This window comes from Halorussus limi (assembly GCF_023238205.1).
Classification (GTDB): domain Archaea; phylum Halobacteriota; class Halobacteria; order Halobacteriales; family Haladaptataceae; genus Halorussus; species Halorussus limi.
On record NZ_CP096659.1, the window covers coordinates 16,356 to 39,810 of the forward strand.

Genomic DNA, 23,455 nt, shown 5'->3' on the forward strand with positions numbered 1-23,455 from the left:
CCCGGACGGATTAAAAGTGTTCGTCACGGGAACCGACGGTCGCGTCCGGTCACTCGCGGCGAACCGGCCACTGGAACGTCACCGGGAGCGAGACGTTCCGGAACTCCAAGACCGCCCACGCGACCACCGTCAGCGCGAGCAGGACCGCGACCGCGGCGTCGCTCAGACCCATCCAGACCGGGAGGACGAACGAAATGCTGTTGGTGACTTTCCGGGGCGTGTACCCGGCGAAGGAGGGCGCTTCGGACCCGTTGACGAGCGAGGCGGTGTCGCGCGAGTCGAGGTTCGCCGCGGCGGCGCTCGGCCCGCCCTCGCTCTCGTCGCCCGTGCCGAGGCGTTCGAGTTCGTAGGGCGCGTAGAACTCCGCGCTCCAGACCACCGCGCCGGTCTCGTTGACCTCCAGCACGCGGTGGGCGTTGGTGTCGGCGATGAGGGTGTTGCCGTTCGGGAGGCGGTCGGCGTCGCGGGGCCACTTCATCTCCTCGTCGGTCCAGACCCACGTCCGGTTCCACCGGCCGTCCTCTCGCTGGTACTCGACGACGCGGTCGTTGAGCGAGTCGGCGACGACGACCGCCGGGCCGCCCTCGGACTCGGGGATGTAGTCGGGGTTGTGCTGCTCGTAGAGGATGCCATGGGAACCGTCGGCGCCGAGCGTCCAGTTCTCCTGCACGCCGGTCTGCTTGTCCACGAAGACCACCGAGTCCTGATTCCGGAGACTGGTCATGATTCGTCCGTCGTCGAGTCGCTCCACGTCGTTGAGGTGGGCCCAGTCGGCCGGGTAGGGTCCGCCGCCCGAGATGGGGTAGGACTGCGTGGTGGACCACTCCCACGTCGTCATCCCGGTGGTCGTGTTGACGACGTACATCTCGTCGGTGTTGATTGCTCCGACCAGCAGGCGGTCCTCGCCGAGACGGTCCACGTCGTGCCAGTTGGCCCCGCGGTCCTGCGGGATGACCTGCGAGTAGACGCGCTCGACTTCGCCGGTCGTGAGGTTGACTCGCTCGACCACCGAGACGGTACACTTCCCGCCGCAGTCGTCGCCCTCGTAGTTGTGTTCGGCGACGTACTCGACGGTCGTTTCGGTCCCCTTCACGGGGTCAACGTCGAAGTAGCCGTGGTGGGTGTCGTTGTGATAGAGGACCGTCCCTTCGGGACCGAACGCGACTAGCGCGGCCGACTCGCCTTTCATGCCGTGGCCGGCGACGACGGTGACGTTGTTCCGAGGCGCGACGACCTGCGCGCGCTCGTCGGCCGGCAGTTCGGACTGTCGCTCGTAGGTCGTCACCGCGGCGTTGGCGGGCGAAGAGACGTAACTGTACCCGAGCGTACTGGCACAGACGAGGACGACGAGGGCGAAGACCGCACGGTATCGGCGCACACGTCGAACTACACACTCGGCGACATAAATCGACCGAAAGCGGTTTTCCGACCGGCGCACTACCGGGAGTATGCGCGTGGTCGTCAACGCCGCGATGAGCGCCGACGGGAAACTCTCCTCGAAGCGCCGAGACCAGATTACCATCAGCGGACCCGACGACTTCGACCGGGTCGACGCCCTCCGGGCCGGGAGCGACGCGGTGATGGTCGGCGTCGGCACGGTGCTGGCCGACGACCCGCACCTCACGCTGGACGACCCCGAACGCCAGACCGCCCGGCGCGAACGCGACGAACCCGCCCACCCGGCGCGGGTCGTCGCCGACTCCCGAGCGCGGACGCCGACCGACGCCCGGATTCTGGACGACGCCGCTACGACCTACGTCTTCGTCGCCGAGTCCGCGCCCGCCGAGCGAATCGAGGCGCTGGAGGCCGCGGGCGCGCGCCTCGTCACCGCCGGAGAGGAGCGCGTGGACCTCGCGAGCGCGCTCCCGTCGCTGGAGCGGGAGGGCGTCGAGCAACTGATGGTCGAGGGCGGCGGCGAACTCATCTTCTCGCTGTTCGAGGCCGGACTCGCCGACGAACTCCGGGTGTTCGTCGGGTCGAAACTGGTCGGCGGCCGAGACGCGCCCACGCTGGCCGACGGCGAGGGGTTCGTCGCTGAGTTCCCGGAGTTGGAACTCGACGACGTGGAGCGTGTAGACGACGGGGTGTTACTCCGGTACGCGGTCGTCTGAGCGAGAGCGGCGGGCGACGGTCGAGACCGGCGGCGTCACTCGTCCAGTCGGTCGATGGCGAGCGTGTGTCCGGTCCGCTGGCCGTGGTCGATGAGAACCTCCGCGGGTTTCTCGTCGTCGGTACTGCTCACGGTCCTCTCGAACGAACAGTCCCGACAACTCACTCGGATTCGAGTTCCTTCTTCGCCCATCGCTGTCGTTCCGAGCGCATTTCGGGCGCGTCGGGGGAGTGACTGTTCCCTGCCATGCAAACGGTTTTTAACGTCGAGGCGACGGAACTCGGAGAGACTCCGGGAGGGCGTCGCCGTGACCGGCGCGTCCGCTGGAGGCGACAGTTCGGACGGTCGGGTCGGAAACGGTCAGCGAAAGGAGAGCGTCAGTGAGAGTGGCCGGTCATCTCGCCGAACGTCTGGCCGAACCGCTCCTCGAACAGTTCCATCGTCTTCTCCTCGTTGGCGAGGACCTCCTCGTCGGGGTCCTCGGGCGCGTGGTGGACGAGCGCGTGGGCCTGCTGTGCGAACGAGAGCATCGTCAGGTCGCCCAGCACTTCGGTGTCGGTCTCCGAGTCGTTCTCGCGGAGCAGGTCCACGACGCCCTTCGGGAGGGTCAGGTCCTCGGAGTCGCCGTCCGGCGACTCGATGGTGTACGTTACCGTCTCGACTTCGTTGTCGGTCATACTCCCCCATTCCCCGGGCGGACGTAAAGATGTGCGGGTGTCAGGTCGAACGGACGCCGAGGCGCGAGAGCGTCCGACGGTCGATGTTTCGATTCAAAATCCTTTTGACTGACTGGTCAGTAAGTTCGTGTAGAGAATGGACGCAGAGACTTCCGAACAGATGATGGACGCGACGTACCGTGCCCTCTGCGAACACGGCTACGCCGACCTGACGATGCAGCGGATAGCGGACGAGTCGTCGGTCTCGAAGGCGACGTTTCACTACCATTTCGACACGAAAGAGGAGTTGCTGAACGCGTTTCTCGACCACCTGATAGAGGAGTTCGAGCGGCGACTGGCCTGCGAGGCGAGCGACCCCCGAGAGCGACTCGACGCGTTTCTGGACGCGATTTTCACGCCCGCCGAGGACACGGACGTGTCGCCCATCCCGCTCATGGAACTCAAATCGCAGGCCCCGTACCACGACGCCTACCGCGAGCGGTTCGTGGAGATGGACGACCGGTTGCGGGAAGTCGTCGCCACCGCCGTCCGCGACGGCATCGAGTCGGGGCAGTTCGACGACGCCGACCCGGAGGAGGTCGCCCAGTTCATCGTCACGGCGATAAACGGCGCGCACATCCGAGAGGTCGCGCTGGGTGAGGACCCGAACGAGACCCGGCGACTCGTCGAGGAGTACCTCGAACGACGGCTCGGGTACACGTCGGAGGTGGTGGCGTGAGCCTCTTCAAAGGGCAGGAGGACCTCGACCTCACCGAGGGCGGTATCGTCAGACCGCTCATCTTCCTCTCGCTCCCCATCGTCATCACGAACCTGATGCAGACGGCGTACAACCTCGCCGACACGTTCTGGCTCGGCCAGTACTCGACCGAGGCGCTGGCGGCCATCAGTTTCGGCTTCCCGATGGTGTTCCTGCTCATCTCGCTGGGGATGGGCCTGTCGGTCGCGGGGAGCGTCCTCGTGGCCCAGCACACCGGGGCCGGCGAGACCGAGGAGGCCGAGTACGCCGCCTCCCAGACGGTCTCGTTCGCGTTCATCGCGTCGGTGATACTCGGCGCCGTCGGCTACCCGTTCGTCCGACCCTTCCTCGATTTCCTCGGGGCCTCGCCCGCCGTTCTCCCCGGCGCGACAGCCTACATGCAGGTCATCGCGCTCGGTCTCCCGTTCATGTTCGGGTTCTTCGTGTTCATCTCGCTGATGCGCGGTGCCGGCGACACGCTCACCCCGATGTTCGTGATGGGCGGAACGGTCGTCCTGAACGTCATCCTCGACCCGTTCCTCATCAACGGGTGGACGGTGGTCCAGAACGCGCCGGTCGTCGGCACCGTCGGGTTCCCCGAACTCGGCATCGAGGGCGCGGCCATCGCGACGGTGTTCTCCCGGAGCGTGGCGATGCTGGTCGGACTCGGCATCATGCTCTCGGGGAACCGGGGCATCCAAATCAACGCGGAGGACATGCGCCCGGACTTCCAGTACCTCCGGAAGATTCTCCAAATCGGCATCCCCGCGAGCATCGAGGGGACCGGGCGCGCCCTCTCCATCAACGCGCTGTTGCTCATCGTCGGCCTGTTCCCGACGACCATCGTCGCCGCATACGGCATCGGTACCCGAGTCTTCTCGGTCATCTTCCTCCCGGCCATCGCGGTCGCTCGGGGCGTCGAGACGATGACCGGCCAGAACATCGGCGCGGGGAAGTACGACCGCGCGGCGCAGGCAAACTACGTCGCCGCCAAGGGACTGTTCGTCGTCCTCGCAGTCGTCGGCGTCCTCATCTTCCTCGTTCCGACGCCCATCGTCGCGGTGTTCACCGACGACCCCGACGTGCTCGCGACCGGCGCGACCTTCCTGCGGTACGTGTCGCTCTCGTTCGGCTTCATCGGCATCATGCGCGCGTTCACCGGCGGGTTCCGCGGCGCGGGCAAGACGATGGTCGCCGCCGCCATCGCCATCGCCACGCTCGCGGGCATCCGACTGCCGGTCGCGTACGTCGCCTCCCAGTTCCGCCTCGCGATTCCGTTCGTCCCCTCCGAGGCTATCTACGGCGTCGAGGGCATCTGGGTCGCGTTCTTCGCGTCGAACGTCGCCGGCGCGATTATCGCGTGGCTCTGGTTCCAGCGCGGGACGTGGCGCGAGGGCGACGTGCGCGGCACGCCCGGTCCGGGTCCCGTCGACGCGGACGACGGCGACGCGGCGGTGTCGGACGACTGACCGGGAGTCGGTCGTCCGCCGCAGGTCTCGACTTCGAACCGACGACTTCCGGTGTCGATTCGTTCGCAGAAGAAATACGTGATACCGACGGACAGCGACGCCGAGTTCCGCTTCCGCGTGTCCGCGACGCCGCGTTGACGCGCGTCGGAGAGTCACCCGTTTTCCGTCTCGGTGGCGTTCACGATGACCTGTTCGGTCGTCTCCGCCGCGGTCGTGGCTTCGTCCGGCGGTGTCGTCGTCCCGTCCACCGGTGTCGTGGTGGTTCCGTCAGCAGTGGGAGTCGTAGTCTCGGTCGTCCCGTTGGTCGTAGTCGTCTCCGTCGCAGTCGTCTCCGTCGTCGTGGTCGTCGTTCCCTCCGGTGCAGTCGTCGTCTGCTCGGTCGTCGGTGTCCCCTCCGGCGCGGTCGTTTCCTGTGTCGTGGCCTCCTGCGTCGTGGTCTCGGCTTCACCCTGTCCTGTGGTCTCGCCTTGTGCTCCTGCCTGCTGTCCCGCCTGTCCGGCGCCTCGCTGTATTCGGGCTTCGAGAAGCTGGAGCCGGTGGCTGAAGTAGACGGCGTCGGTGGTGAACGAGTAGGTCTGGCCCTGCTGGAGCAGTCCTTCCCGGAGGAAGACGAGATTGTAGTTCCCGGGACCACAGCCGAGGTAGTTGACGACGTACCCGTTCCAGTCCGTGGGGTCTACGACCGCGCCGTCGCCTCCGTCGGGGTTGGCCGGGTCCACGTAGCCCAGAATCTGGTTGACCGTCGGTTGCTGGATTCGACTCACGGGACGGAACCCGACTCCGGGCTGGTAATCGCCCACGAACGCCAGTCCGGTGTTCGGTTGCTGTGTGTTTTCCTGCGTCATGGTCCCCGTGACGATTCCGCGCCGCTTTCTCGACCGGGGTCGCGCGCTCCGCCGCGGACGAACTCCCGGACGGGCCGACCGGTCGCGTGCGCGCTCCCCCGCCGTCTGTTCTTCATGACGGACTGGTCATGTTTCCGCCGCCGTTGCCACCGCCGCCGCCACCGCCGCCACCGCCACCGCCGCCCGTTCCGGTTTGCATCTCCGATTCCAGCAGACTGAGGCGGTTGCTGAAGAAGACGGCGTTGGTGGTGAACGAGTAGGTCTGGCCTTGTTCGAGCAGTCCTTCCCGGAGGAAGACGAGGTTGTAGTTCCCGGGACCACAGCCCTGATAGTTGATGATGTACCCGTTCCAGTCGTCCGGGTCGACGACCGCACCGTCGCTCTGGTCGGGGTTGGCCGGGTCCACGTAGCCCAGAATACTCTCTACCGTCGGCTGCTGAAGCCGACTGACCATCTGGAACCCCACGCCGGGTTTGTAGTCGTCCACGAACACCAACCCGGTGTTCGGTTGCTGTGCGTTCTCCTGTGCTCCCGTAACGCTTCCACTACTGGCGAGTCCGAGCGCGACTGCACTCGACGCCAACGCACCCTTCTTCATGAACGACCGCCGCGAATCGTCGCTCTCGTCTGCGTTGTGTTCCTCTGACATAGTTCTCTCCTCACCCCTGTGAGGGCACCTGTACATGGGACTGACTGATTGATAAAAAAGCACGACCGTTCGGTCAGAAACCCATTATTGTATCCGAGGAACAGATATTATATCCGCCTCTCATTTCGTATTATCCGTTACCCGGACGTATGTCACTATTTACCAAACGTCGGTCTAGGTTGAGCGAGCGGTAACGATTACAAACGCCGAAAGACACCGACTGCGACCCGAATCGACCCGACCGCACGGTGGTGTCGAACCGACGCCGATTCGCTCGTCACGCCGGTCGGCACGTAGCGGAGGTACGACCCGCGAGATTGCGGTCGTTCGGTTCGGGAATCTGGCGAAGCGGACGGCGGCTTTCCCGGTCGGACCGGTCATCGAGGGTTATCGCGCTCTAATCGGGAGATAACGCGTGAACGGTCGTGAGAGTATAACCTGCGATACGGAGTGGGTCCTGACACGACATGTGTGCCAGAAAAATAAGGTTTTTCGAGGTGACGACCCGATGATTTCGCGAGGCGAGCGACGCCGGACGGCGGCGATAGCACTCGTCGCCGCGCTCGTCGTTACGGGGGCGGGAGTGGTCGCGGGCGGAGCGACGACACCCACCGACGACGCCGCGGCGGGTCAGGAGACGACCACGACGACTGAGGCCCCGGCAACCCTCTCGGTCGAGAACCTCACGGCGCCCGAGCAGGTCCGCGTCGGGACGAACTACACCGTCTCGGCGACCATCGTCAATCGCCGCAACGAATCGGTGGTGAATCAGGCCCGCTATCAGATTGCCGGGAACGTCATCGCGGCCAAGTTCACCAATATTCCCGCCAACGGGGCGAGAACCGTGCAGTTCAACGTCACGGCGAACGACACCGCCGGGTTCCCCACGGGAACGTTCGTCCACGGCGTGTTCAGCGAAGAGGCGTCGGCAACTGCCAATCTGACGCTAGTCGGTGGGGAGGCCGAAGCGACAACGACCGAGACCACGGCGGCCGCGAACGCCACAACCACGGCGGCCGAAACCGCGACGACGGCGACCACGACAGTCGAGAACGCTACGACGACTCAGACGACAGCGACCACGACGACACCGGTCACCACTGTCGAAAACGCCACGACCACCACGGCCGAGAACAACACGCCGACCACGGAGACGGCGACGACCGAAGCGACTACGACGGAGGGGACGGCCCAAGCGGAAGTGACGACTACGGAAGGGACGGTTCAAGCAGAAGTCACGACCGCGGAGGGAACGACCGAAGAGACGGTTCAGGCGGAAGTCACGACCGAAGAAGGAACGACCACTACGACGGCGACCGAAACCGCGACTCCGACGAACGAGACCACTACGACGGCTACGACCCCAGAGGTGGAGGCAGCCAACGCTACGACGACCGTCACTACGACGAATGTAACCACGACGAACGCGACTGCGACGACCACCACTGCGACGACTGTAACCGCTACTCCCGCGACGAACGTGACGACGACGCAGGCGGAGCAAGAGGCGACTCCTCCGACGACGAACGTAACCGCCACTACGACCACGACGACGAACGCAACTACCACAGCGAACCCGACGACCACGACGGCGACGAACGCCACGACCACGCAGGCGGAGGCGAGGACCGCGAATCTCACGTTCGAGCGCCAGAACTCGAACGGCAGCGCGGTCACGGTGCAGTCCGTGACCCTCCCAGAAGGCGGCTTCGTCGTGGTTCACGATACCGGCGTCATCGAGGGGGAGGTCGTCGAGAGTATCGTCGGCGTATCGGACTACCTGTCGGCGGGGTCCCACGAGAACGTCACGGTCGAACTCGACCGGTCGCTGAACCAGTCCCAGCGACTCGTCTCCGTCGCGTACCGGGACTCGAACGGCAATCGAGAGTTCGACTTCGTGTCCTCGAACCGGACGGCCGACGGGCCGTACACGAAGACGGATTCGAGAGAAGCGGTCAACGCCATCGCGGTCGTCGATATAACGGAGGAAACGACGAACGGGACCGCCAACGGAACCACTACCGAGACGACCGCCGGATGAGATGACTGTTCAGTCGTCGCCGGCGGCGGCCTCTGTCGCGCCCTCCTCGGCTTCGAGTTCGGCGGTTTCGAGGTAGTCGTCGGCGTCGAGCGCGGCCTTGCAACCCATGCCCGCCGCGGTCACGGCCTGCTGGTAGTGGTAGTCCACCACGTCGCCGGCGCCGAAGATGCCGGGGACGCCGGTCTTCGTCTGACCGCCGCCCTTGCCGCCCTCGGTCCGGATGTATCCGGCCTCGTCCATCTCGACCGCCGTGTCTTCGAGGTAGTCGGTGTTGGGCGTGTGACCGATGGCGAGGAACACCGCGCCCACGTCCATCTCGAACTCCTCGGTCTCGGGGTCGTCGAGTTTGTCGGAGGGGTAGCCCTCGGGGTGGCGGACGAGTTCGACGTAGTCGACGCCCTCCTCGACGGAGCCGTGAATCTCACGGACTTCGGCGTTCTTGACTATCTCGATGTCGCCCTCTTCGACCTTCTCGTGGGTGCGGTCTATCCAGTAGTCCTCCGCGCGGAACTCCTCGCGGCGGTGGACGAGGTAGACCTTCGAGGCGAACTTGGTGAGGAAGTTGGCCTCCTCCATCGCGGCGTCGCCGCCGCCGACCACTATCATCTCCTCGTCGCGGAAGAACGCGCCGTCGCAGGTCGCGCAGGTCGAGACGCCGTAGCCCATCAGGTCGTCCTCGCCGGGGATGCCGAGCGTCCGGGCGCTCGCGCCCGAGGCGGCGATGAACGCGTCGGTGGTGTACACGTCGCCGTTCGAGAGTTCGACGCGGTAGGGCCGCGAGGAGTCGTCCACGTCCGCGATGACGCCGTTCTTGATTTCGGCGCCGAACCGCTCGGCCTGCTCTTTCATGTTGTTGATGAGGTCCGGGCCGCTGATTCCCTCGGGGAACCCGGGGAAGTTCTCCACGTCGGTCGTCAGCGTCAACTGCCCGCCGGGTTCGTCGCCCTCCAGCACGAGGGGGTCGTTGTTCGACCGGGCGGCGTAGATGGCCGCGGTCAGGCCCGCGATTCCGCTCCCGGAGATGATTAGCTTGCGGTGTTCCGTTCCTCCGCCGGCCGTCGCGATGCCGAGTTTCTCGTCCAACTCCCCCGTCTCGTCCAACGCCTGCGTGTCGTCCCAGCCGCCGATTAGCTCGTCGTCGATGAAGACCTCGGGTGCGGTCTGGCGACCGTCCGCGCGCTCGACCATCTCGTCGAACAGTTCCTCGTCGCCGGTGACGTTGTAGGTCACGTACTCGACGCCCTTCGAGTCGAAGAGGTCCTTGGCCTTCTCGCAGTAGGAGCAGTTTTCCTTCGTATAGATCTCTACCTGCGGGTGTTCGCTCATGATGCAATATTGCTACCGGGAGGGTATTTAGCTTGTGTTGTCTCCGCGATTTTCCGCTTTCTCCGGCGGTCGTCCGTCGGTCAGTCAGAGGAGTGACGAGGATTGGCTCTCGAAGGCCTTACCCCTATACCCTCCGTCCTACCACGTATGCCCGCCGACCTGGAAGAGAAGACCGACCGCTACGAGGGCCTGCTCGCGGAGGCGCTCGACGCCGCCGAAATCGCGCCGCCCGAGGACACGCCGATGGGCGAGGCCGCGGCCGAGTGTCTGGAGATGGCGACCTCGTACCTCGAAGACGGCCGCCACTTCCGCGAGAACGACGACCCCGTGAACGCGCTCGCTTCGTTCTCCTACGGTCACGCGTGGTTGGACGCGGGCGCTCGCGTGGGGTTGTTCGACGTGCCCCGAGAGGGCCACCTCTTCACCGTCTGACGCCCCACCGACCGTGCGGACGACTCTCCCGAGGCGTAACTCTGCGGCCCGAAAACGGTGAATTTGGCCGAGACCTGACGAAAACTTTGGGAAACCGACTTGTCCCATTCTGTGGTGCTTGCTAGCATGGAACTGAACAGACGAACGCTCCTACGGGCCTCGGTAATCGGCGTCGCGGGGTCGATTGCGGGACGAGTTGGCGCGAGCGAGAACCGACAGGAGACCCAGACGACGAACGAGAGAACACAGGAGACGACGACCGTCGCGCAGGACCCCGACGAAACCATCGTCCTCGGCGGGCAAGTCGAGTACTGGTACGGCGTCGCACCGTCGTCCATTCAGGGTCGGGAAAACCCGATGTTGGCGATGGAACCGGGAACAGTGTACGAAGTCGTCTGGGTCAACCTCGACGGGGAGGAACACGAACTACGCATCTTCGACGGAAACGACGAGGTAGTCGCGGCGACGGAGTCGGCCAGCGAGGTCGGAGAGACTGGTTCGGTGGTCCTCGAAGCCACCGAGCAACTGGCGCGGTACGACTGCGAGTATCACCCCGAGAGCATGCGCGGACAGGTGCGAACGGAGGCCGGAGGAACGACCGCCGGTACGACTACGACGACCACCGAAAGTGGTGGTCCGTACTGACAGGTCGCTGGGCGGGGTTCGGAGTCGACGTTTCGCCGACGAATCCGTAACTTCGAAGAAATAGCGTCTTCCAGAATCCGCGTCAGTGCGACGAGTGGCGACGCTCCGTCTCGCGCTGGCTTCCCTGTCCGCGACGACTGCCGTAACGTCGGTCGTTCTCGCTGGTCCCGCCTTCGCCGCCGTGGCGGTGTTCTCGCTCGCCGCGAATCTGGTCGCGGAACTCCGAGTCCGACGGGTTACCGTGCCGGTCAGAACTGCCTCGTTGGCCGGTCATGCGTCCGGAAATCCCCTGCTCGCGGTGGCTCCCGCGCTGACTGCCGGTTCGCGGGGACCCGGTGTCGCGGCCCTGCGGTTCGCGGTGCTGGCCGTGTCGGTCGTCGCCTCGCTGGCGGCCCTCTCCGCGGTGGCTACTTTCGCCCTGTTCCGTTTCGTGGTGGCCGCCCGACTGTCCGCCGGTTCTCGGACTCCGAGACGTGCCGGAGTCGTCCGCACCGCGACTCCCGTACCGATTGGTGTGCCCACGGTCGTCGCCGAAGTCGTGACCCTGCTGACTTGCGGTGCCGCCGCGAGAGCCACCACGGTCGCTCTCGTCGTGACTGCCCTGCGTCCGGGAGTGAGCGTCTTCCGCGAGTCGCTCGTAATCTCGCTGTGACCGGTCGGACTGGTCGCCGTGGTGATGGTGGTGGTGATGGTGGTGGTGAGTCCCCTCGTCACCCTCGTCTCGGTCGCCTTCGAGGTCGGTCCAGTCTCGATGACTGGTCTCGCCGCTCTCGTGGAGACCGTGCTCGTTCGCCGCTTCGCGCCGTCGCTGTTCTTTGTGCGGATTTGCCATTCTCGTAACCCCCAGAGGGAGTTGCCCGAGAACGTCCTTAGCCGTGCTGGCTGACTATCCAAGCACGCCGAGACCGAACAGCGGTCCGAACAGGAGGTGGAGGCCGACGCCCACGAGCAGGGCCGGAATCGTGGTGTAGATGGAGGCGACGACCGCGGCGGTCCGGTCTATCGCGAGCAGGGGAAACAGCGCGTCGCCGTCCTGACTGATGGCGTTGGCCGTCAGCGCCGAGAAGGGAATCGCGCCCTCGGCGTAGACGCCCGCGAGGACTATCTGGGGGCCACACCCCGGAATCAGTCCCACGAGCGCGCCCGCGATGGGTGCGAGCAGTCCCGCGGCCGCCGCGAGCGCGCCCACGTCGACGCCGAGCGCCACGACGCCGTACTCGTAGAGTAGGTACGCGGCCAGCACCCAGACCGTGACGAAACTCGTCTCCATCGCGGCGTGAACCAGCGTGTCGTAGGTGTCCGAGAACGACTCGCGAGCGCGACCGACTTCCCCGTCGCCGAGGTACCGCCGACCGACGAAGTAGAGGTAGAACGACAGCGTCGTGCCGGTGACCCCGACCACGGTGAACAAACCCGCGAACGAGACGCCGAGTTCGAGAGGGACCTCGGGCGCGCCGGCGAGGAGGTACGTGACGCCGAGCGCGAGCGCGGCCGCCGCGGCGACCCACCAGAGTACGTGGACCGCGTGAGAGAGCGGCGTGAGAAAGTCGGACTCGCGGGCGGGTCCGCGTTCGTGGCTCCCGCAACTGTCGGCCTCGAAGTCGTGGGGACCCGTCGTGGGAGCGCCCCGCGTCAGTACGCCGCCGTCGGTCGCGGTCCGGTCGAGGCGCCGAACCGCGGCGTCCACCCGGCCGACGCCGACGCCGAACCGGTCGATGGCGTACCCGGAAACGATAGCCGTGCCGAACGCGATTCCGTAGGCGTAGAGGCCCGCCTTCGGCGCGAGCGCCAGTATCACGAACGCCGAGTCGCCCGCCGTGGCGACGAGCGTGGCGACGACGGTGCCGAAACTCACCGTTCCCCGGACGTAGAGGGGCATCATGACGATGGCCCCGCCACACCCGGGGGTCAGTCCCATCGCCGCGCCGACCAGCGGTTGGAGGCGCTCGCTGTCGCTCAGTTTCTCGACCAGCGCTCCGCCGGTCCGGTACTGGACGAGGCTGAAGAGCAGGACCGTCACCGCGACGAACGCGCTGACCTGCACGTAACCGTCGCGGACCGACGCGACGAAGATGTCCGCGAGTTCGACCATCTCACTCCGCCTCCGCGACGAGTCGGCCGCGAGACACTATATTAGACATGTCTAAACTAGAGTTTAGATTAGAGGAACGTATAGCTTTCGGCGCCTGTCCTTCTCACGAACTGGAATCCCGCGACAAGTTTTTTCTATCAGCCACGCGCATGGTACCTTGTATGAACGAAACGTACGTGCGGTTGCTCTGCCCGGAGTGTGGCAAGGACTGGGAAGAGTCGCCCGACGACCTCCCCACCCACGACGAGACGTTCCACTGTCCGAACTGCCACGCTTCGCGCCGGACCGCGGAGTTCACGCGGACCGAGCGCGACTTGGAGACGCTAAAACAGTTCCAGTAGTTAGCTGCTGGTCGCGGAGCGGGCGCCGCACGCTTCGCACCGCAACAACAGCGCACCCTGTTCTCGTTCGAGTTGCGTGTCCGGCAGGCCACACTCCGGACAGAGGACGAACTCCTCCACGTAATCGTCGACTGCGTCCTCGATGCGGCGTTGGCTGAACTCGCCGGTCAGGCGCGCTCGGCCGCTCTCGTCGATGTGTGCGCTGGTTCCGAGTTCGTTCTGGAGGAACTTCAGGACGCGGTCCTCGTCCCTGCCGAGTCTGTCGAGCGTGTCCTGAAAGTTCTCGTAGACGGTGACGTTGCCCTCTTGGCGCACGTCGGCGTCGGGCACGTCGAAACGGTCGCCGCTACCCTCTATCTCGGGCGTCTCGTCCATCGCCCGTTCGAGGTGGTCGTCGTAACCCTCCATAGGTGGTCCAAGGGTCGTAATCCGATAAAAATGTTTCAGACCGAGGACTCCGACTCGGAACGCGCGTTACGCGCGACCAAGCTTGCATTTCCGAATGCAACGAACAGAACGGTATGCAACAATTGCACAATACCGTGTTACTGGGTATCACCTTCGATTACGGCGGAATCGGGAGGAGTAATGCGTAGCCCGTGTTAACGGGACTCAAGATAATACTATAACCCTGCAACTGTTAGCCTCGTTTGCTCATGAAGAAGCAGGAACTCATCCACCTTCACGGCCTGCTCGCGGAGGTCGGAAACTACTTCGAGGCAGAGAACAGCGCACAAATCGACTTCGACGAGTACGAGTCTCTCGGCGTACGACCGACTTCCATTCATAAATCGAAAACAGACCACAAAGCAGCAGTTTTCGCGATGGCGAACGCAATCACATCAGAGATGACCGAAGCCGAGGCGGACGAGACGGTCGCCGCCAAGGCCGACTGAACTCCGGCGCGACGCTCCCTCACGAAATCGACCACGCGATAGCGACAGCGCTCTCCTGTAAGCGATACGCTGATACCGACTTCGACCGAGTGGGTTCTACTACTCGACTGCGAAGAGACAGAGATGTCGTTGTGCCGGGCGATAGGACGGTGGACGCGTCCGTCACGCCGCCGCCGGCGGGAGACTGACAGTCCCGAGCGCTACTCGATGAGGTCCTCGAACTCGGGGAGAACCTCGTCGTCCTCGTCGCGGTCGCTCGTCTCGACCTCGGTGTCGTCGGACGAATCCTCGGCTTCGGATTCGTCCTCGTCGTCGTCTTCCTCGATGACTTCGACTTCGAGGACGGTCAGGGGGATGTTTTCGAGGCGCTGGCCGATCTCCTTGCGAGCGATGCGCGAGGCGTGTTCCTCGCGCTCGACGTTGAACACCGTCATCTCCAACTCCAGTGCGACGAGGCTTTCGTCGGCCGCGATGAACGCCGGTTCGAGTTCCTCCCCGCAGTGGGGACAGGAACGCTCCCCCATGTTGATTTCGACGTAGTTGAGGTCGGGATTGAGCAACTCGCCGGTCTTCGAGATGGCGATCCGAACCGCTTCGTCCGGCGTCTCCACGTCGTAGACCGGGACTGCGGCTTCCACGACAACTCTGCAGTTCATGGCACCAAGAGATAGTAGCGCCAACAGTATCAAGTTTGGCCCTAAAGCGAAAGGTTTCAACGTGTCGGTCCCCTTCGGTCCCGCGATGGAGTCGGGTTCGATACCGGTCGGGGACCTCTCGGGGGGCGTAGACGTACAGGCGACGCTGGAGAGCGGCCAGAGTTTCCGGTGGCACCGCGAGGACGGCCGGATGTACGAGGCCGACGGTCCGAGCGGCGGGTCGGCGTGGTACGCGACCGCCGTCGGAGGCCACACCGGCGGCGACCCCGAGGTAGTCCGAGTACGTCAGCGCGACGGTCTGCTCGAATGGGAGGCGACGACCGACGCCGACCGACTGCTGGTCGAACGACTCCGACTCGACGACGACCTCCCGGCCATCTTCGACGCGATTCCCGACGACGAACTGCTCTCGGCGGCGACCGACGCCTACCGGGGGCTTCGCGTCGTGAACGACCCCTTCTTCCCCTGTCTCGTCTCGTTCATCTGCTCGGCCCAGATGCGGGTCGAGCGCATCCACGAGATGCAGGCCGCCCTCGCCCGGGAGTTCGGCGAGACGGTCGTCTTCGACGGCGAGACCTACCACGGGTTCCCGACCCCCGAGCGCCTCGCGCGGGCCGGCGAGGACGAACTCCGGGCGTTGGGTCTGGGCTACCGCGCGCCCTACGTCCAGCGTTCGGCGGAGTTGGTCGCCTCGGGCGAGGCGACGGCCGACGACGTGCGGGGCCTCGACTACGAGGACGCCCGCGAGGCGATGCAGGCGTTCGTCGGCGTCGGCGACAAGGTCGCCGACTGCGTGCTGATGTTCTCGCTGGGCTATCTGGAGGCGGTCCCGCTCGACACGTGGATTCGGACCGCCATCGGCGAGTACTACCCCCACTGCGAGCGGGGGTCGTACGCCGAAACGTCGGACGCCATCCGAGCGGAGTTCGGCGGCGAGTACGCCGGTTACGCCCAGACCTACGTCTTCCACTACCTCCGGAATCGGGCGTGAGAAGTCGGGAGTCCGGAAACCCGACTCAGGGCCGGAAAACGGCCCTGACACAGCCGTCCTCCTTCTCCTTGAACATCTCGTAACCGCGGGGCGACTCTTCGAGCGAGAACTCGTGGGTCGCCAGATAGGAGGGGTCCATGCGACCCTCGGCGACGTGGTCGAGCAGTTCCGGAACGTACCGCTGGCCGTGCTGTTGGGCCGTGCGGATGGTGAGGCCCTTGTTCATGGCGATGCCAAGCGGGAACTTGTCCATCACGCCGTAGACGCCCAGAATCGAGAGCGTCCCGCCCTTCCGGCAGGCCACCATCGCCTGCCGGAGCGCCTCGCCCCGGTCGGTGTGGAGGCGCATCTGCTGTTTGACCTCGTCGTAGGCGTGGGCGATGCCGGTGCCGTGGGCCTCCATCCCCACCGCGTCGATGCAGGCGTCGGGGCCTCTGCCGCCGGTCATCGACTTGAGTTCGTCCACGACGCTGTCGACTTCGGTGTAGTCGATGGTCTCGGACCCGGCCTCGTTGCGGGCCATGCGGAGGCGCTCGGGGAAGCGGTCGATGCCGACGACTCGCTCGGCACCCATCAGGGCGGCGCTCTGCTGGGCCATGAGGCCGACGCCGCCGCAACCCCAGACCGCGACCGTGTCGCCCTCCTCGATGTCGCAGAAGTCCGCGCCCATGTAACCGGTGGGCCACGCGTCGGAGGCGAACAGCGCCTGTTCGTCGCTGAGTTCGTCGGGCACGGCGAAGCAGTTGCTGTCGGCGTGGGGCACCCGGACGTACTCGGCGTGGGACCCGGCGTATCCGCCGAAGGCGTGGGTGTAGCCGTAGATTCCCGCGGTCGGGTAGCCGAGAATCGGTTCCTGTAGCTCCGGGTTCGGGTTCGTGTTGTCACACAGCGACCAGAGGTCGTCCATGCAGTAGCCGCAGTTGCCGCATCCGACGAACGACGGGACGACCACCCGGTCGCCCTCCTCGACCGATTCGACTTTACGCCCGACCTCGGCGACCGTCCCCATGAACTCGTGGCCGATGACGTCGCCCTCGCGCATCGTCGGGAGGTAGCCGTCGATGAAGTGGAGGTCCGACCCGCAGGTCGTAGTGAGACCGACCTCCAGAACCACGTCGCGCGGGTTGACGAGTTCGGGGTCGGGGACGCTCTCGACGCGGAGGTCGTTGACGCCCTCCCAGCAGAGCGCCCTCATACCCAATCACCGCTCCCGCGGGCCGACGGGTTGCGTTCGAGCGTGGGAATCTCGCCCGTCTCGGCGAGGCTCTTGAACCGATAGAGCATCTTGTTCGCCAGCGCCTCGGGCACGACGCCGAGCAGGTTCATCGCGGAGCGCCCGACTCGGCCGCCGGGCGGGTCGAACCGCAGCGTGAGCGTCACCTCGGTCCCGCGGTCGGCCGGGGCCGGTCGGAACCGCACCGACCCCTCGTTTGGTATCGGCGCGCCCTCGACCGACTTCCAGCGCAGGAACTCGCCGGGACGGTCCTCGACCATCTCGGTCTCCCACTCGACGGTCCGGCCGAACGGTGCGGGCACCGACCAGCGGTGGCGGTCCTCGCCCCCCAGCGTTACCTCGGCGAACCCGCCCACGATGCGGTCGAGCAGGTCCGAGTCGCGCCAGAAGCGGTAGAGTTCGTCGGCCGACTCGCCGACCGTGACGGACTTCTCGACCTCGGTCGCGCCCGACGCGACCCCGGGTTCGGTCTCGTCCGGTTCGACCGCCGCCCCGCCGTTCTGAGAGCGGCGGCCGCGTCCGTCGACCCCGCGGTACAACAGCCAACCGCCGGCGAGCGCCAGCGCGGCCCCGCCGAGCGACCGTTTCCGGAGTCCGACGGCCAGCAGCGTGCCGCCGACCGCCGCGGCCGCCGTGCGACGGCCCCGGCTCGCGGTGCGTCCCCCAGTAGCGTTCCGTGTCACGTGTTAGTTCCCCCACAGGGAACTTGCGAGAGCGGACATTGTATCTTGTGCCCGAGTGCCGGGCCGTCCGCGACGACCGACTCTGGTACCGGTCGCGCCGACCGCGCCGTCCAAACCGCCTTAAGCGAGAGCGACGAATCACCGTCCAGAGCCATGACAGACCGCTCCGACGAGGGAGACCGAACCCGAGCGCACGTCTTCGTCTCCGGAAACGTACAGGGCGTCTACTACCGGGCGAACACCCGCGACGCCGCCCGAGAGAGGGGCGTCGACGGGTGGGTCCGGAATCTCGACGACGGTCGCGTCGAGGCCGTCTTCGAGGGTCCGCAGGACGCCGTCGAAGAGATGGTCGAGTGGTGTCACACCGGCAGTCCCGCCGCCGACGTGGACGGCGTGGAGGTCGAGTACGACGACCCCGAGGGCGAGGACGGCTTCCGCGTCCGACGGTAGCCGAGACGCCGCCGACGCGACCGTCCGGACCCGGCGAGGCCAGCACGGTTTTCCCCGTCAGTCGCGTACTGCTTCCGACCAGCCATGCGCGAGAACACGCCCGAAATCGGCGTCGAAGTGCGAGGTACCGACACCGAACCGCTCCCGCAGGGTACCGCCGGGGACGGGACCGACCCCGGCGAGCAACTCGTCGTCCGCGTCGCCGTCCCCGTCGTGAACCCCCAGTCGAACACCCGCGACTCGACGGTGGACGGCGACGCCATCGTCGGCCGGATTCCGGTGGCGAACGCCGACACTCCCTGCGCGGACGACCTGCTCGACGCGGCGGTCGTCACGGTCCTCGAAGAGCGCGTGACCGCTTACTACCCCCGGCCCGACGAGGGCGAAGTCGCGGCGCTCGTCTGGGAGGCCGCGACCGACGAGTGGCGCTGCGAGGAGTGGGAACTCGACGGCGGGTTCGAGGTCGAGTCCGGGCGCAGGGACGACGACGAGGCGGTTCTCTGGGAGCCGGAAGAATAAGGAAATTCGGAACGACCGCGAGTTCGAGCGGAGTTCAGTACCGGTCGTCGCGGCGGTCCTGCCGGTCGCCGCCGCGATACCGGCCGTCGCCGGACTGCGAGTGCGGGTCGGCCTCTCGGTTCTCGACCTGCCGACTGTAGGTCTCGCCTCGGTGCTGCTCGTGGCGACCCTGCGACTGGTTCTGCTGCTGCCCCTGCGGCGGGTTCTGCTGCTGGCCCTGCCGCTGATTCTGCTGCTGGCCCTGCCGCTGATTCTGCTGATAGCTCTGCGGCTGATTCTGCTGAGGACCCCGTGACTGCTGGCCCTGCGACTGGCGACTACCGTATCGGCGGCCACCTCGCTGGCTTTCCCCGCGCTGGCTTTCCCCGCGCTCTCGCTCGTCGCGCCGTTGGGGCGTCCCGGCCGGTCCGGTCGGAATCGGTCCCGACCGGCGCTCGGTCCGCTGGCGGGTCACTCTGAGTCGCTGAGAGTAGGACGGCCCGCCGCTCGGTTGCTGGTGTGGCTGCTTCGACGCCGTTCGCTGAGTGGACTGCTCGGGCGATTGCTGTCGGGACTGCTGTTGGGATGGCTGTCGGGACTGCTCCTTCGGTGCCTGTCGGGACTGCTGTTGGGGTTGCTGCTGCGGCGACTGCCCGGACTGGTGCTGCGGTGACTGCCGCGACTGCTCCTGATACGACTCCTGCTGGTGGGACTGCTGGGGCGACGGTCGCCGCTGGGGCATCTCGGCGGGCGCGTCGCGTCTCGACTGCTGTCCCTGCTGGCGTCCCCGCTGGTCGTCCTGCCGCCGGCCGCCCTGGTACCGGCCCGGCGAGGACTGCCCGCCCCGTCGCTCCGACGGCGAGAACTGCTCGCCGCCGTGGGGATGGTCGGCGTGACTCTGCTGGTGGCGCGACTCGCCCCCGAACGAGAGGCTGTGACGGCTTCCCTGCGTTTGCTGGCCGCCGGTCTGTTGCTGACCGCCGGTCTGACCTCGGTCGTCCGTCTGCGACTGGCCCTGTACCGGTGGCTGACTCTGTTCCGGTTGCTGGCCCTGCGCCGGTGGCTGACCCTGCGTCTGCTGATGGCTCTCCCCCTGCGGAGACTGTTGCTGTCGCGGTTGAGACTGCGGGCTTCCGGACTGCTGGCGGCGTCCGCCGTATCGACGCGGCGAGGACTGCTGTCCCGACGATTGCTGGCGCGACGGCTGCTGACCGAGCGCCTGCTGGCGCGACGCCTCCGGTCCGGGCGACTCCCGACTTCCGGTCTCGCCGCGGGCCTGCGTGGAGTACTGCTCGCGCGGGGTGTGGTTGCCCTGCTGGCGCGAGTCGCCCCCGAAGCGCATGCTGACCTGCCGGTCGGACCCCGACTGGTCCGACCCGCCCCGACCCTGACCGCCCTCGACTGGCACGATAACTTCGCTGCCCTGCATCCGCTCTTTCACGTCGTGCTCGACCTCCTCGGGGCTTCGGTCGTCGCCGCGCCCTCGCTGGTCGGGTCGTCGCTGGTCGCCGCGACCGCGTTCCTCGTTCTGACGGTACTCTCGGCCTCCCTGTCGGTACTGGTCGTTCGACATAGTAATCTCCCCGGCAGTATTTCGGGCCGCGAGACTCTTATCCGTGCTGGCTAGCCGGGGTCGAAACGCCCGGTATGGAAACATCTGTGTTTCTTTAAGATACCTTTTCAATTTCAATAGAATCGTACGTATTTCTCTCGCCGCGTTCGTGTCTTCTGATTGATAACGGGGTAGCGGCACCTCTCGCACCCCGTCGCGTACCGCCGACAACAGGACTTAACGCGGTCCCCGACCAACGCCCGGACATGATTTCGTCCGAGCGGATGGCACAGGTGGACGCCAACGCGGCCGCCCTCGGCGTGCCCCGCAAACAGTTGATGGAGTCGAGCGGCAACGCGGTCGCCCGCGAGGTCCGGGCGGTCGCCGACCCCGGCGCGCGGGTAGCGGTCGTCACGGGCCGCGGGAACAACGGCGGCGACGGCTTCGTCGCGGTCCGGTTCTTGGACGACTACGACACGTCGGTCCATCTGCTGGGCCGCGAAGAGACCATCGCGACCGACATCGCCCGCGAGAACTGGGCGGCGCTCCGGCGGGGCGACTACGCGACCGAGACCGTCACCGACTCGCGGGCGTTCGAGTTGCCCGAGTGCGACGTGGTGGTGGACGCGATGCTCGGCACCGGCGTGACGGGCGCGCTCCGGGAACCCGAGGCCACCGCGGCCGAGCGAATCAACGAGAGCGACGCCACCGTCGTCGCGGTGGACGTGCCCTCCGGCGTCGACGCGAACACGGGGGACGCCGACGGCACCGCGGTCGAGGCCGACCGCGTGGTCACGTTCCACGACCGCAAGCCCGGTCTCGACTCGCTCGACGCCGAAGTCGCGGTCGCTGACATCGGCGTCCCCGCCGCGGCCGAGCGGTTCGTCGGGCCGGGCGACATGCTCCCGGTCCGACAGGGGTCGGGGGCCGACGACGCCCGCGTCTACGTCGTCGGCGGCGGCCCGTACACCGGTGCCCCGGCGCTCGCCGCGCAGGCCGCGCTCCGAGCGGGCGCGAACCTCTCGTTCGTCGCCGCGCCCGGCCCGGTCGCGCCCCAGATTCAGGGCTACGCCGAGGACCTCATCGTCCAGTCCTACGAGGGCGAGCGACTCGACCCCGAGCAGGTACCGGACCTCGTGGACACCGCCGAGAGCTACGACGACGTGGTGGTCCTCGGGCCGGGTCTCGGAAACGCCGACGAGACCTTGGAGGCCGCCGAGCGGTTCCTCGCGGAGTTCTCGGGCCGGGCGGTCGTGGACGCCGACGCGCTCCCGGTCGTGCCGGAGGTCGAGACCGACGCCACGCTGGTCTGCACGCCCAATCGCAAGGAACTCGCGAAGATGGGCGGGCCGGAGGTCGAGAGCGCCGACGCGCTCGCCGACCGCGCCGACGAAATCGAGGCCTTCGCCGCCGAGTTGGGCCACGTCGTGGTGGCGAAGGCGGAAGATGACGTGATTTCGGACGGCGAGCGCACTCGCGTCTCGAAGGCCGGAACCTCGGGCATGACCGTCGGCGGCACGGGCGACACGCTCGCTGGCGCGACGGCGGGTCTGTTCGCGGCCCACGACGCTTTCGAGTCGGCCTGCATGGCGACCTACGCCAACGGTCGGGCGGCGGAACTCCTCGACGAGGAGCGCCACGACGGCCTGCTGGCTTCGGACCTGCTAGACGCGCTCCCCCGCGCCATCTGGGGTGATGACGATGCGTGATTCGACCGAGGACGACGGGGAAGCGCGCGACGACCCCGAACTGACCCACACCGACGAGTCGGGCGAGGTCCAGATGGTGGACGTGGGCGACAAACCCGACACCGCCCGCCGGGCGGTCGCCGCGGGCGAGATTCGCCTCCGGCCAGAGACTATCGGCGCCATCCGCGACAACGACGTGAAAAAGGGCGACGTGCTGGCAACCGCCCGTGTCGGCGCGGTGCAGGCGGTCAAGCACACGTGGGAGACCATCCCGATGTGCCACCAGATTCCGATTACGAACGTCGAGACCGACTTCGAACTCGGCGACGACCGCGTGACGCTGGAAGTCGCGGTCGAGACCACGGGCAAGACCGGGTGCGAGATGGAGGCGCTGGAGGGGGTCACGACCGGCCTGAACGTGGTCTGGGACATGGTGAAGGCCGTCGAGAAGCGCGCGGAGTCGTCCCCGGAGGACGCCGACGGCCCGTACCCCGCCACCGGCATCGAGGACGTGCGGGTGGTCGAGAAGACGAAGCGCGAACTCTGACGGTCGCCTCCGACGCAGACGGGAGGTGACGGTACTCCGACGGACCGCCGGTCAGCCGTCTCGGTCGTCGGTCGTCTCCCCGTCCACCGCGTCGTCGGTCCGGTTCCCGCCGGCGCTCTCCCCGTCCTCCGACCCGTCGCCATCCTCGTCTTCCGACCCGTCGCCCTCCTCGTCTTCCGACTCGTCGCTCTCCGCTTGGGGGTCCCGATACGTCACTTCCTCGCCGAGCGTGACCCGGAAGTCCGGCGGCATGTCCTCGTTCGCTCGCCGCCAGCGGTACACGTCGTACCAGTGGCCGAGACTCGCCACCGCGAACAGGGCGACGACGAGCGCGGCCACGGCGACCGAACCCACCTCGGCGAACGGCGGCACGCCGAACCGGACCAGCGCGAGGAGACCGGCAGAAATCGCGGTGACGGCGAGGTACACCTTGTACCACGCCACCCGCGTTCGGGGGTCGTTCGCCAGCAACAGTTCGACGGTCGGGTCGGTCACGCGCCCCACCACCCGGTCGCGCCGGCGGTCGTCGTAGGCGACGAGGTCGCACTCGACCAGCGCCGGAACGTGACGCCGCCGAAGCGACGCCGCGACCGACGCGGTCCGCTCCGGGGCCACCTCCTCGGGCGTGGTGGTCCGCTCCCACGCGGCCACCTGTCTCGCCACCTCCTCGACCGGGACGGGACCGGACTGCTCGTGCAGGTAGTAGAGTGCATATCTGCGTCGGCGACTGCCAACGGTCGCGGCGACGAGTCGCTCCCGAGAGCGGGACGCGCCGGTCTTCGAGCGCCTGCGGTTTCGGTCGCTTACCATCGTCGGGGGACGGAGCGTTCGACGCGCCGACCGCGGCCGCGTCTGCCGTGCGTGTCTGACGGTCGGGACCACTTTGTTATTCGCCGT

General features: G+C 66.8%; 26 protein-coding genes. 13 read left to right on the forward strand and 13 right to left on the reverse strand.

Annotation, left to right across the window (positions count from 1 at the left end; all coding sequences use genetic code 11):
- Positions 1–49: 49 nt before the first annotated feature.
- The gene (locus tag M0R89_RS00070; RefSeq protein ID WP_248650527.1) at positions 50–1,378 is read right to left on the reverse strand and encodes an arylsulfotransferase family protein; all 1,329 of its coding nucleotides are present in this window, start codon (positions 1,376–1,378) and stop codon (positions 50–52) included.
- A 70-nt stretch (positions 1,379–1,448) separates the two neighbouring features.
- On the opposite strand from M0R89_RS00070, the gene M0R89_RS00075 reads away from it, so the two are divergent.
- Complete coding sequence (locus tag M0R89_RS00075; RefSeq protein ID WP_248650528.1) at positions 1,449–2,111, forward strand: 2,5-diamino-6-(ribosylamino)-4(3H)-pyrimidinone 5'-phosphate reductase; 663 nt, start codon at positions 1,449–1,451, stop codon at positions 2,109–2,111.
- Positions 2,112–2,487: 376 nt separating this feature from the next.
- On the opposite strand, the gene M0R89_RS00080 is transcribed toward M0R89_RS00075, so the two are convergent.
- Complete coding sequence (locus M0R89_RS00080; protein ID WP_248650529.1) at positions 2,488–2,787, reverse strand: DUF7545 family protein; 300 nt, start codon at positions 2,785–2,787, stop codon at positions 2,488–2,490.
- A 136-nt stretch (positions 2,788–2,923) separates the two neighbouring features.
- On the opposite strand from M0R89_RS00080, the gene M0R89_RS00085 reads away from it, so the two are divergent.
- Positions 2,924–3,505, forward strand: coding sequence for a TetR/AcrR family transcriptional regulator (locus tag M0R89_RS00085; RefSeq protein WP_248650530.1), 582 nt, complete (start codon positions 2,924–2,926; stop codon positions 3,503–3,505).
- The gene (locus M0R89_RS00090) at positions 3,502–4,992 is read left to right on the forward strand and encodes an MATE family efflux transporter (protein WP_248650531.1); all 1,491 of its coding nucleotides are present in this window, start codon (positions 3,502–3,504) and stop codon (positions 4,990–4,992) included. The genes M0R89_RS00085 and M0R89_RS00090 overlap by 4 nt, the downstream gene beginning before the upstream one ends.
- A 152-nt stretch (positions 4,993–5,144) precedes the next feature.
- On the opposite strand, the gene M0R89_RS00095 is transcribed toward M0R89_RS00090, so the two are convergent.
- Together M0R89_RS00095 and M0R89_RS00100 are read right to left on the reverse strand one after the other, a co-directional pair.
- Entirely contained in the window at positions 5,145–5,837 is a 693-nt protein-coding gene (locus M0R89_RS00095; protein WP_248650532.1) for a hypothetical protein, read from the reverse strand.
- A gap of 112 nt (positions 5,838–5,949) precedes the next feature.
- A complete protein-coding gene (locus M0R89_RS00100; RefSeq protein WP_248650533.1) occupies positions 5,950–6,486 on the reverse strand; it encodes a hypothetical protein in 537 nt (178 codons plus the stop codon).
- Positions 6,487–6,994: 508 nt separating this feature from the next.
- Between M0R89_RS00100 and M0R89_RS00105 the strand changes: the two genes are divergently transcribed.
- Positions 6,995–8,527, forward strand: coding sequence for a DUF7282 domain-containing protein (locus tag M0R89_RS00105; protein ID WP_248650534.1), 1,533 nt, complete (start codon positions 6,995–6,997; stop codon positions 8,525–8,527).
- A 9-nt stretch (positions 8,528–8,536) separates the two neighbouring features.
- Here M0R89_RS00105 and M0R89_RS00110 read toward each other — a convergent pair whose 3' ends face one another.
- Entirely contained in the window at positions 8,537–9,853 is a 1,317-nt protein-coding gene (locus M0R89_RS00110; RefSeq protein ID WP_248650535.1) for an FAD-dependent oxidoreductase, read from the reverse strand.
- A gap of 147 nt (positions 9,854–10,000) precedes the next feature.
- Here M0R89_RS00110 and M0R89_RS00115 point away from each other — a divergent pair, with 147 nt between their 5' ends.
- Together M0R89_RS00115 and M0R89_RS00120 are read left to right on the forward strand one after the other, a co-directional pair.
- Positions 10,001–10,285 carry a DUF357 domain-containing protein gene (locus M0R89_RS00115; protein WP_248650536.1) on the forward strand — a complete coding sequence of 95 codons (285 nt, stop codon included), beginning with the start codon at positions 10,001–10,003 and terminating at the stop codon, positions 10,283–10,285.
- A gap of 126 nt (positions 10,286–10,411) precedes the next feature.
- On the forward strand, positions 10,412–10,930 hold the full coding sequence (locus M0R89_RS00120; RefSeq protein WP_248650537.1) for a hypothetical protein: 519 nt from the start codon (positions 10,412–10,414) through the stop codon (positions 10,928–10,930).
- An 82-nt stretch (positions 10,931–11,012) separates the two neighbouring features.
- On the opposite strand, the gene M0R89_RS00125 is transcribed toward M0R89_RS00120, so the two are convergent.
- Together M0R89_RS00125 and M0R89_RS00130 are read right to left on the reverse strand one after the other, a co-directional pair.
- Positions 11,013–11,762, reverse strand: coding sequence for a hypothetical protein (locus tag M0R89_RS00125; protein ID WP_248650538.1), 750 nt, complete (start codon positions 11,760–11,762; stop codon positions 11,013–11,015).
- A 54-nt stretch (positions 11,763–11,816) separates the two neighbouring features.
- Positions 11,817–13,022: a putative manganese transporter gene (locus M0R89_RS00130; RefSeq protein ID WP_248650539.1), complete on the reverse strand. Its 1,206-nt coding sequence runs from the start codon at positions 13,020–13,022 to the stop codon at positions 11,817–11,819.
- 161 nt (positions 13,023–13,183) lie between these two features.
- Here M0R89_RS00130 and M0R89_RS00135 point away from each other — a divergent pair, with 161 nt between their 5' ends.
- Positions 13,184–13,363: a DUF7836 family putative zinc-binding protein gene (locus M0R89_RS00135; RefSeq protein WP_248650540.1), complete on the forward strand. Its 180-nt coding sequence runs from the start codon at positions 13,184–13,186 to the stop codon at positions 13,361–13,363.
- On the opposite strand, the gene M0R89_RS00140 is transcribed toward M0R89_RS00135, so the two are convergent.
- On the reverse strand, positions 13,364–13,771 hold the full coding sequence (locus M0R89_RS00140) for a translation initiation factor IF-2 subunit beta (protein ID WP_248650541.1): 408 nt from the start codon (positions 13,769–13,771) through the stop codon (positions 13,364–13,366).
- A 248-nt stretch (positions 13,772–14,019) separates the two neighbouring features.
- Between M0R89_RS00140 and M0R89_RS00145 the strand changes: the two genes are divergently transcribed.
- Positions 14,020–14,259, forward strand: coding sequence for a UPF0058 family protein (locus M0R89_RS00145; protein WP_248650542.1), 240 nt, complete (start codon positions 14,020–14,022; stop codon positions 14,257–14,259).
- A gap of 200 nt (positions 14,260–14,459) precedes the next feature.
- Here the strand turns inward: M0R89_RS00145 and M0R89_RS00150 are convergent, their stop codons facing one another.
- The gene (locus tag M0R89_RS00150; protein ID WP_248650543.1) at positions 14,460–14,915 is read right to left on the reverse strand and encodes a DUF555 domain-containing protein; all 456 of its coding nucleotides are present in this window, start codon (positions 14,913–14,915) and stop codon (positions 14,460–14,462) included.
- Positions 14,916–15,000: 85 nt separating this feature from the next.
- Between M0R89_RS00150 and M0R89_RS00155 the strand changes: the two genes are divergently transcribed.
- A complete protein-coding gene (locus tag M0R89_RS00155; RefSeq protein ID WP_248652299.1) occupies positions 15,001–15,906 on the forward strand; it encodes a DNA-3-methyladenine glycosylase family protein in 906 nt (301 codons plus the stop codon).
- Between the two features lie 25 nt (positions 15,907–15,931).
- On the opposite strand, the gene M0R89_RS00160 is transcribed toward M0R89_RS00155, so the two are convergent.
- Together M0R89_RS00160 and M0R89_RS00165 are read right to left on the reverse strand one after the other, a co-directional pair.
- Entirely contained in the window at positions 15,932–17,101 is a 1,170-nt protein-coding gene (locus M0R89_RS00160) for a zinc-dependent alcohol dehydrogenase (protein WP_248650544.1), read from the reverse strand.
- Positions 17,098–17,823, reverse strand: a complete 726-nt coding sequence (locus M0R89_RS00165) for an SRPBCC family protein (protein ID WP_248650545.1) — start codon at positions 17,821–17,823, stop codon at positions 17,098–17,100. The genes M0R89_RS00160 and M0R89_RS00165 overlap by 4 nt, the downstream gene beginning before the upstream one ends.
- 153 nt (positions 17,824–17,976) lie before the next feature.
- Between M0R89_RS00165 and M0R89_RS00170 the strand changes: the two genes are divergently transcribed.
- Both M0R89_RS00170 and M0R89_RS00175 read left to right on the forward strand, forming a co-directional pair.
- Entirely contained in the window at positions 17,977–18,273 is a 297-nt protein-coding gene (locus tag M0R89_RS00170) for an acylphosphatase (protein ID WP_248650546.1), read from the forward strand.
- A gap of 84 nt (positions 18,274–18,357) precedes the next feature.
- Positions 18,358–18,792: a hypothetical protein gene (locus M0R89_RS00175; RefSeq protein ID WP_248650547.1), complete on the forward strand. Its 435-nt coding sequence runs from the start codon at positions 18,358–18,360 to the stop codon at positions 18,790–18,792.
- A 34-nt stretch (positions 18,793–18,826) separates the two neighbouring features.
- On the opposite strand, the gene M0R89_RS00180 is transcribed toward M0R89_RS00175, so the two are convergent.
- A complete protein-coding gene (locus M0R89_RS00180) occupies positions 18,827–20,344 on the reverse strand; it encodes a hypothetical protein (protein ID WP_248650548.1) in 1,518 nt (505 codons plus the stop codon).
- Positions 20,345–20,589: 245 nt separating this feature from the next.
- On the opposite strand from M0R89_RS00180, the gene M0R89_RS00185 reads away from it, so the two are divergent.
- Positions 20,590–22,032, forward strand: coding sequence for an NAD(P)H-hydrate epimerase (locus M0R89_RS00185; protein WP_248650549.1), 1,443 nt, complete (start codon positions 20,590–20,592; stop codon positions 22,030–22,032).
- Positions 22,019–22,558 carry a cyclic pyranopterin monophosphate synthase MoaC gene (moaC, locus tag M0R89_RS00190; protein WP_438267670.1) on the forward strand — a complete coding sequence of 180 codons (540 nt, stop codon included), beginning with the start codon at positions 22,019–22,021 and terminating at the stop codon, positions 22,556–22,558. Before M0R89_RS00185 ends, moaC begins: the two co-directional genes overlap by 14 nt.
- Positions 22,559–22,609: 51 nt before the next feature.
- Here moaC and M0R89_RS00195 read toward each other — a convergent pair whose 3' ends face one another.
- Positions 22,610–23,368: a DUF7344 domain-containing protein gene (locus tag M0R89_RS00195; RefSeq protein WP_248650551.1), complete on the reverse strand. Its 759-nt coding sequence runs from the start codon at positions 23,366–23,368 to the stop codon at positions 22,610–22,612.
- Between the last annotated feature and the right edge of the window lie 87 nt (positions 23,369–23,455).

Coding starts and splice junctions, on each gene's coding strand:
- M0R89_RS00095 (WP_248650532.1), bottom strand. CDS start 5,837: ATGACGCAGGAAAACACACAGCAACCGAACACCGGACTGGCGTTCGTG.
- M0R89_RS00100 (WP_248650533.1), bottom strand. CDS start 6,486: ATGTCAGAGGAACACAACGCAGACGAGAGCGACGATTCGCGGCGGTCG.
- M0R89_RS00110 (WP_248650535.1), bottom strand. CDS start 9,853: ATGAGCGAACACCCGCAGGTAGAGATCTATACGAAGGAAAACTGCTCC.
- M0R89_RS00150 (WP_248650543.1), bottom strand. CDS start 14,915: ATGAACTGCAGAGTTGTCGTGGAAGCCGCAGTCCCGGTCTACGACGTG.
- M0R89_RS00175 (WP_248650547.1), top strand. CDS start 18,358: ATGCGCGAGAACACGCCCGAAATCGGCGTCGAAGTGCGAGGTACCGAC.
- M0R89_RS00135 (WP_248650540.1), top strand. CDS start 13,184: ATGAACGAAACGTACGTGCGGTTGCTCTGCCCGGAGTGTGGCAAGGAC.
- M0R89_RS00170 (WP_248650546.1), top strand. CDS start 17,977: ATGACAGACCGCTCCGACGAGGGAGACCGAACCCGAGCGCACGTCTTC.
- M0R89_RS00125 (WP_248650538.1), bottom strand. CDS start 11,762: ATGGCAAATCCGCACAAAGAACAGCGACGGCGCGAAGCGGCGAACGAG.
- M0R89_RS00130 (WP_248650539.1), bottom strand. CDS start 13,022: ATGGTCGAACTCGCGGACATCTTCGTCGCGTCGGTCCGCGACGGTTAC.
- M0R89_RS00085 (WP_248650530.1), top strand. CDS start 2,924: ATGGACGCAGAGACTTCCGAACAGATGATGGACGCGACGTACCGTGCC.
- M0R89_RS00195 (WP_248650551.1), bottom strand. CDS start 23,368: ATGGTAAGCGACCGAAACCGCAGGCGCTCGAAGACCGGCGCGTCCCGC.
- M0R89_RS00180 (WP_248650548.1), bottom strand. CDS start 20,344: ATGTCGAACGACCAGTACCGACAGGGAGGCCGAGAGTACCGTCAGAAC.
- M0R89_RS00115 (WP_248650536.1), top strand. CDS start 10,001: ATGCCCGCCGACCTGGAAGAGAAGACCGACCGCTACGAGGGCCTGCTC.
- moaC (WP_438267670.1), top strand. CDS start 22,019: ATGACGATGCGTGATTCGACCGAGGACGACGGGGAAGCGCGCGACGAC.
- M0R89_RS00160 (WP_248650544.1), bottom strand. CDS start 17,101: ATGAGGGCGCTCTGCTGGGAGGGCGTCAACGACCTCCGCGTCGAGAGC.
- M0R89_RS00080 (WP_248650529.1), bottom strand. CDS start 2,787: ATGACCGACAACGAAGTCGAGACGGTAACGTACACCATCGAGTCGCCG.
- M0R89_RS00120 (WP_248650537.1), top strand. CDS start 10,412: ATGGAACTGAACAGACGAACGCTCCTACGGGCCTCGGTAATCGGCGTC.
- M0R89_RS00075 (WP_248650528.1), top strand. CDS start 1,449: ATGCGCGTGGTCGTCAACGCCGCGATGAGCGCCGACGGGAAACTCTCC.
- M0R89_RS00145 (WP_248650542.1), top strand. CDS start 14,020: ATGAAGAAGCAGGAACTCATCCACCTTCACGGCCTGCTCGCGGAGGTC.
- M0R89_RS00105 (WP_248650534.1), top strand. CDS start 6,995: ATGATTTCGCGAGGCGAGCGACGCCGGACGGCGGCGATAGCACTCGTC.
- M0R89_RS00140 (WP_248650541.1), bottom strand. CDS start 13,771: ATGGAGGGTTACGACGACCACCTCGAACGGGCGATGGACGAGACGCCC.
- M0R89_RS00185 (WP_248650549.1), top strand. CDS start 20,590: ATGATTTCGTCCGAGCGGATGGCACAGGTGGACGCCAACGCGGCCGCC.
- M0R89_RS00155 (WP_248652299.1), top strand. CDS start 15,001: ATGGAGTCGGGTTCGATACCGGTCGGGGACCTCTCGGGGGGCGTAGAC.